Below are 7,413 nucleotides of genomic sequence, written 5' to 3'. Positions count from 1 at the left end.
TGTATCCGAACGGTTGTTACCCATGTGTCCGGCCTAAATAGCTTGTCCGACGGTGCCACACGGAGAGCATCACTGACTGATGCTGAAACAACAATTAATTCCGAACAGGTTATGCGTCAGCTCAATTCAGCAATCGGCTTTCCCTTAGGCAGAATCGTCATCGGGCGGCCGCTGTGGTCGAGGAACTCGTGGTTCTGGTCGATCCCGAGGAAGCGGTAGACCGTTGATAACAGATCGTTCGGGTCCAGTTTGTTATCTTTGGCATACGCACCATTCGACGTGGTCGAACCGATGACCTGTCCCATTTTCATGCCGCCACCCGATACCAGTACTGACATCGAGCCGGGCCAATGGTCACGACCGGGCTGCATGATTTTAGAACGGGTTCCCTTTTGCGGATTGATCCGCGGGGTGCGACCAAATTCGCCGGAAACAATCACCATCACTTTTTCATCGAGACCACGCTCGTAAATATCTTCGATCAGCGCAGAGACCGCACGGTCAAAGATCGGCAGCCGTCCGCGCATGTCATCATATAAGTGGCCGTTCACCGCGTGAATATCCCAGTTGCCGGCACAACCTGGCACGCCCGGGTTCTGCATCTGCATCGTGACAAAGCTGCTGCCGGCTTCAACCAGCCTGCGGGCGAGCAACGCACGCTGGCCCCATTTATGACGGCCATACTTATCGCGCGTGGCTTCACTCTCCTGCGACATATCAAAAGCGTTGCGGGATTTATCGCTGGTCAACATGTCCAGAGCGCGGCTGTTAAATTTATCGATGGATTGCAGTGAACCATCCTGATCCAGATCACGGCGCATCTGATCGAACGAGGTCAACAGCGTCATCCGGTCATCCAGACGATTTTTGAGTTTATTATCCAAGGTAATATTGGGCACTCGAAAATTTTCCGCATTCGGATCGGTGCCCACAACGAAAGGGAGCGCCGACTCACCCAGATAGGCACTGCCGCCGCCGTACACGCGGGGTTGATTTCCGATATAATTCGGGATGCCGATATTCACATGATCGCGCATCTTGGAAACAATCGGGCCAATCGTGGGAAACTGAGAAATCGGGGCGAGTGGTTTTAAGGGATCTCGGCCGGAAAGAAACCGTCCGGCACCGCCGGCATGATTGGCAAAGCCGTGTGAGATGGAACGAATAATCGTGAACCGATCCGCCACTTTTGCATGCAGCGGCAGCATCTCACAGATATCGATACCAGGGACGTTGGTATGAATCGGATTGAATTCTCCTCGATATTCAATCGGAGCATTCGGCTTCATGTCATACGTTTCCATATGACTGGGACCGCCTTGCAGCCAGATGAGAATCACCGATGTATCTGGTGTGGTTCTGGCGGGCGAAGCGGCAGCGGCTCTCAGCCTGAGTAAATCGCCTAAGCCCAGTCCTCCCAAAGTCAGAAAACCTGCCTGGAGGAAAGAACGCCGTGATTGAGTTACCTGAATGGAGCTTGTGGGTCGACTCATATTCAACACCTCGGGTTGCTATTTTAAGGAAGGCTTAGCAGGTGGGAAATTTTTTTCGCAATTCAACTCTTCTTTTACAAGTCGGCTGAACGGGCTAACCAGTTCATTTAAATATTTGCTTATGCATCATAACAAACGGAAATCTCTCCCGCAAACCTTTCCTGATCGAATGCACCACTTAATCGAGTTCCATTTATGGCAATTCACCTAACCGACTACTATCCATAAACTTAATGAATCGATTCTCTTGTTTCCGCGATGTGTCACGAGAGAGTCGCTTCTGACCGCTCATACCAGCGACTCAACCGATATAACCGAAACAGACTCTGTAACCTGTTGCTGCAGAGCCATTAAGGAGAATGTCTCTCGATGAAAATTGGATTCTGGGCCGGAAATGACTCGTTATTGTCCTGCAGAGAAGATAGAATTCATAGTAAATCAGTTCTCTGATTACCCGAACGAACATCAGGCGTACGAGGTGCGTCTATATGTTTGACCGTGATGGTAACCAGGAAATGTTGATCAGGAATAAGTCTGATTCCGCGCCGCGGAACAGATCGTATTTGACCGATCATTGAAATGAATTTTTTGAGACTTTAGAGATCATCGAAACAGAAGGGTGAAACAGTGGCCACTGCCAACGAAAAAAACACGCAAACGAAGACAATCAATGGCGCTGAGATTCTGGTTCAGGCATTGGTGCGGCAGGGCGTGAAGATTATCTTTGCTTATCCTGGTGGCTGCAGCATGCCCCTGCATCAGGCGTTGATTAAATATAAAGATGACATTCGAACTTTTCTCCCCCGCCACGAACAGGGGGGCGGTTTCGCCGCGCAGGGAATTGCCCGTACGACAGGGGAAGTCGGAGTTTGCATGGCAACCAGCGGCCCCGGCGCCACGAACCTGGTAACCGCGCTGGCAGACGCCAAGCTCGACAGTATTCCGCTGGTGGCGATTACCGGACAGGTTCCTCAAGCTGTCATCGGCAGTGATGCCTTCCAGGAAACACCGATGGTGGAAATTTCCCGGGCTATCACCAAACATCACTACATGGTGACGGATGTAAAAGATGTCGCCCGCATTGTGAAGGAAGCATTTTTCATCGCGAACACCGGACGCCCTGGCCCGGTGCTGATCGACTTCCCCAAAGACTGTCAGTTAGCCACGCTTGATGAAGAGCCAGACTACGATCCCGAAACCTATCTGCCCGGTTATCGGCCGGAACTGAGAAAAGCAGCCCCCGAACAGATTCGCCAGATCCTGGCCGCCATCAAGCGATCCAAAAAACCAATTCTCTACGTCGGCGGCGGTGCGATCATTTCCGACGCGTCGGAAGAACTGGTCAAGTTCGCACATCGGACACAAATTCCGGTCACCACCACCGTAATGGGACTGGGAGTGTTTCCGGGCGACGATCCATTGTGTCTCGATATGCTGGGCATGCACGGTACGGTTTACGCGAACTATGCCGTTAATGAAGCAGATCTGCTGCTGGCCTTCGGTGTGCGTTTTGATGACCGTGTGACCGGAAAACTGGAAGAGTTCGCCAAACACGGCAAGATCGTGCACGTTGATATCGACCCTTCCGAGTTACAAAAAAACAAGGAAGCGCATATCCCCATCAATGCGGATCTGAAAAATGTGCTGCAGGCTTTGAATGCAACCATCACCGATGATGATCTGCCTCAGGTTGACAACTGGCTGGCACAGGTCAAAACGTGGAAGGAAAAATACCCGCTGAAATATCCAGAACTGGGGGATGTGCTCTCCCAGCAATATGCGATTCACGAACTCTGGAACCAGACGAAAGCCCGAGAACCTTACATCACTGTTGGCGTGGGACAACACCAGATGTGGGCGGCCCAGTTCTATAAATTCCAGAAACCGCGGCATTGGCTCAGCAGCTCCGGCCTGGGAACAATGGGCTTCGGTCTGCCCGCTGCGATGGGAGTTCAGGCGCAGTTCCCGAATGATCTGGTCGTCGACATCGATGGCGACGGATCGATGTTGATGAACGTACAGGAAATGGCAACGCTGTATACGGAAAATCTGCCTGTGAAAATCCTGCTGCTCAATAATCAGCATCTGGGTATGGTGGTTCAATGGGAAGACCGCTTCATGGACGGGCGACGTGCCCACACCTATCTTGGCCCCGTGCATCATCCTGAGGCCGAAGGAAAAGGCGATGGTACTCACGGCATCGAAACCTATCCCGACTTTGTCTCGATCGCCAAAGGTTTTGGTCTGCAGGCACGACAGGTTCGCTCGAAAGCAGAGTATCCGGCAGCACTGGCAGAAATGCTGGCGTCAGACGGTCCTTACCTGCTGGATGTAATCTGTACTTATCAGGAACACGTGCTGCCGATGATTCCCAGTGGTGGTACCGTCAACGATATTATTACTGAGTGATCTGCCTGAGCAACATTGACGAAACAGCCTCTGCCTCTGGTTTTAAAAACGCTGTTACAGCCCGAAATCAGGCTGTAACAGCATAAGAAACTGTTCGACTTTTCATCAGGAGTGACACATATGCTGTTTGCTGCGCAGATGCCACAGGAACCCGGATACCTCGTGGGCTGGGGCTCACTGGCTTTGATCAATGCCGGTCTGGCGCAAGGTAAAAACCGGAGCGGGCTGAACTGGTTTCTGATTTCGCTGCTACTGGGGCCTATCGCCACTTTCATTTTAGTCGCATTTTGCGACAAGCTGCCCGGCTCTCCCTAAAGTCAGAAAAAATTGCCCCGCGGGGGTGGAGAAAATTTCTCCCCCGCCGATAAGATAAAGGTCTCTGAATTTTCATTCTGCTTCATTGCGAGGGAATCATGAGTCAGCAGAGACAGATTGGCGTCACCGTTTTACCAGAGTACCTGCAGTATGAGGGAGTCGAAGCTGTGCTCGACAATCTCATGCAGAGAGCGGGAGTTACCGCGGTTGCCACCTCGCCTTATGTGATGCAGCTCGCCGACGAACAGACAGGCGTCCGCGAACCGCCGGCCGATGCCGGGGCTGGTGAAGTACGCCTGCTGGACCGCCCGCTCTGGGAAGGCAAACGGGAACTCTGGGTCAAGACCTCACCCAGTTTTATCCCCGATGAATCATTGTACGCCGGTCTGCGCTACCAGCCTGCGAAACCGGATGAACTCACGCGCCGCGAAGGGCACGTCGTCGCCGATTTTATCGAAGCCGCTCAAGCAAGAGGCCTCGAAGTTTATTTTCAGGTACAGGCGGCGATTCCTCCCGGTTATCGCGTGCAGTTTGGCGGACCGGTGGAAGAAGATATTCCCCGTTTGCCCGATGGCTCACTGCCGCGCAAACGTGTCGCCAACAACGGCAGTCTGGCCAGCCCGCACATCATTCAGTACCAGCATGCGTTCATTCGGGATTTGCTCAGGCATTATCCCGAGATCGACGGGATTCGTTTTGACTGGCCGGAATATCCGCCGTACTTTCTCGACTCGTCCTTCTTTGATTTCAGCGATCATGCAAAAACAGCAGCCGACCGGCTGGGATACCGGTTTGATCAGATGCAGGCTGACTCGCTGGCCCTGTATCAGAAGCTCAATGGCGGTTTAACCAACGCCGATCTGGAAAACTGGCTCGACGAGGATTGTCAGGCGGCCAATTTCACGGTCTGGTTGAACGATCATTACCCCGGAGCCGCCGCCATGCTGTTGATGAAAGCACAGCTTTCCAAAGAACTGCTGGCCGGTTTTCGCAAGACGATGAACGAGGAAGATAAAGCTGGAGTAGAACTGGCGCCGAGCGCGTTCCCTCCGCCCTGGTCGATCATTTCCGGAATGAACTATTCGCTGGCTGCCAAGTATTGCAATTCCGTAAGCGTGAAACTGTATGGCATGCACTGGTCCATGATCCTGCGGGCTTACGGCGATCAGTTACTGGCGGCGAATCCCGGTATTTCAGAATCATTGTTAGTCCGCGCGCTGTTCAAGTTTCTCGACATTGCTGACAGCGAGCCTCCTGCACGATTGAAAGATATTTATTATCCCGGCCCTGATGAACCGCATTTGAACGGCCCGCATGCCCAGGCACGAAAAATCGCAGCAGCGCGAAAACTGGCCCGTCCGATGCCCATCTATGCGCTCGCGCATGGATACGGGCCTACGGAAGATTTTCGTGCCCGAATGCAGGTGGCGACAGATATCAGTCCCGATGGTGTGTGGATCAACCGCTATTGTTACCTGAATGATGACAAGCTCGACATCATCGGCCAATGTGCCGTCGGTTGCACGACATAAAGTTGGCAGAAATACTGATCCTTTACGCCATCTTCATTCAAATCCCTGCGCCAGACACCAGGATAACGGTACGCCCATCTTTTACCGTTCTGATCATCCACGCGGAAGCTGTTCATGCTGGATGGAAACTCGCGACTCAACCTGGATACAGACTAATCTTTCAGCTCAAAGGTAAATTCGTTTCTGCCCGCTTTGACTGCGGCTTTAAGCGGGCTGTCTTTGAGGCTGCGAAATTTCTGTGGAATATTCGGGTAGTCCTTTTTCGGAGCCGGATTGTCGGGAGTGCCTTCCGGGGGAGTGACAATAACCGCGTAGTCGCCGAGCACCACGTCGGACAGCGATACCTGTCCGGACTCATTCAGCGTACCCATGGCTCCTTCCCCTTTCCCGACCATCATCATCTGGAGATCAGCGTCGGTCACGGGAGTGCCTGCGTGAGTCACGGTGATGGTGACAGCAGCGCGTTTTTTTTCTTCTTGAGCGCTGCCACCACAGGCTGTCAGAAGTGCGCTTGTGCAGAGCAGGGTTGAGAACAGGAGAAACCTCTCGAAAGAAATTTGTGTCAACATGTCGGATTAAATCCAAAAAAAGATCGATCACTGGAAGGATAGAGGAAGTGTAAAGACCCCGGCTCCATAGCTTCCGGGGTCTTTACTACGATTCAACTAAATGTCTCAAACCATTTATTAAAATTCGCCGAGGATCACACCATCGCTCTTGGAAGCCAGATTGGCCAGTGTGCCAAAGTTAATATTCTCAGAGACAAATCGCACGGCACCATCCGTCAATAGAACATGCGTGCCGCCGGTATGATAGGAATTCAGAACCGTATTGGCACCATAGGGGGCACTGGCTTCGGTTGGACCGCCTGAATTCCAGAAACTGTTGATCGAATACATGACTGTCGTCGTACCAGAACCCCAGTTCGAACCTGACCCGAGTGACGGCATTTTGGCAGCGGTTCCCATCCCACTCCAACCCCCGTAGTAATTAGACCGGCAATCTTTACCATTCACCTGTCCGGATTGCTCAGCCACGATCATTGTATTGGATGTACCATCTTTCACATCCCGCATACGAAAACAGTCATTGGGTGCTAACAACCCGTTAGAACAGTAAGTCCCGTTGCCATAACCGGCGCCGGTTACCGAACAGGCACTGCTACTTCCCGAAGGATCTGGCGTCGCTCCGGCGATGCCGACATAATCCATTGTCTGCCCCTGATCGTAGTTATTCATCCCGTTATCATTGGAACTGTTGGAATGCGGGCTGGAAGGACAGTTGTAAACAGGAACCCGCAATGTTTTCAAAACTTGGTTGGTGGTGGTTCCTGTCCCATAGCCATAGGAACCCCCGCTATTTAGTGACATGAACCCGCCCACAGAGGCGCTGATATTAAAATTCATCTGGTTGTAAGCGGGAGCCTGATCCAGATACGGAAGGATCGGAGCACGCCAGTTCGGCCGAATGAAGCCGGCCTGCTCACCAATCGGAAAACGCGAAAAAGTATCGTGGTAATTATGTAACGCCAGACCGATCTGTTTCAGATGATTTTTACAAGTGCTTCTGCGTGCGGCTTCTCGTGCCTGTTGCACCGCGGGTAATAACAATGCAATTAAAATTGCGATAATGGCAATCACGACTAAAAGTTCAATCAGTGTGAA

Annotated in this window: 6 protein-coding genes; 3 read left to right on the top strand and 3 right to left on the bottom strand. The window is 52.2% G+C overall.

Annotation, left to right across the window (positions count from 1 at the left end; all coding sequences use genetic code 11):
- Window positions 1–116: 116 nt before the first annotated feature.
- Window positions 117–1,493, bottom strand: a complete 1,377-nt coding sequence (locus Q0294_RS18300) for a DUF1501 domain-containing protein (protein WP_299468334.1) — start codon at window positions 1,491–1,493, stop codon at window positions 117–119.
- Window positions 1,494–2,120: 627 nt separating this feature from the next.
- On the opposite strand from Q0294_RS18300, the gene ilvB reads away from it, so the two are divergent.
- From ilvB to Q0294_RS18285, 3 genes are all read left to right on the top strand, one after another.
- Complete coding sequence (gene ilvB / locus Q0294_RS18295) at window positions 2,121–3,902, top strand: biosynthetic-type acetolactate synthase large subunit (protein ID WP_299468332.1); 1,782 nt, start codon at window positions 2,121–2,123, stop codon at window positions 3,900–3,902.
- A 120-nt stretch (window positions 3,903–4,022) separates the two neighbouring features.
- Entirely contained in the window at window positions 4,023–4,217 is a 195-nt protein-coding gene (locus Q0294_RS18290; protein WP_299468330.1) for a hypothetical protein, read from the top strand.
- Window positions 4,218–4,315: 98 nt separating this feature from the next.
- On the top strand, window positions 4,316–5,749 hold the full coding sequence (locus tag Q0294_RS18285) for a hypothetical protein (RefSeq protein ID WP_299468328.1): 1,434 nt from the start codon (window positions 4,316–4,318) through the stop codon (window positions 5,747–5,749).
- Window positions 5,750–5,901: 152 nt separating this feature from the next.
- Here the strand turns inward: Q0294_RS18285 and Q0294_RS18280 are convergent, their stop codons facing one another.
- Both Q0294_RS18280 and Q0294_RS18275 read right to left on the bottom strand, forming a co-directional pair.
- Window positions 5,902–6,318 (bottom strand): hypothetical protein, encoded by a 417-nt coding sequence (locus tag Q0294_RS18280; protein WP_299468326.1) that lies wholly within the window; start codon window positions 6,316–6,318, stop codon window positions 5,902–5,904.
- Window positions 6,319–6,435: 117 nt separating this feature from the next.
- On the bottom strand, window positions 6,436–7,413 hold a 978-nt coding region (locus tag Q0294_RS18275), incomplete at its 5' end, for a DUF1559 domain-containing protein (RefSeq protein ID WP_299468324.1).

Origin of the sequence: uncultured Gimesia sp. (genome assembly GCF_937919775.1) — a bacterium.
GTDB lineage: Bacteria > Planctomycetota > Planctomycetia > Planctomycetales > Planctomycetaceae > Gimesia.
The sequence above is the reverse complement of the archived record's forward strand: the minus strand, read 5'-3'. Positions and strand labels throughout refer to the sequence as shown.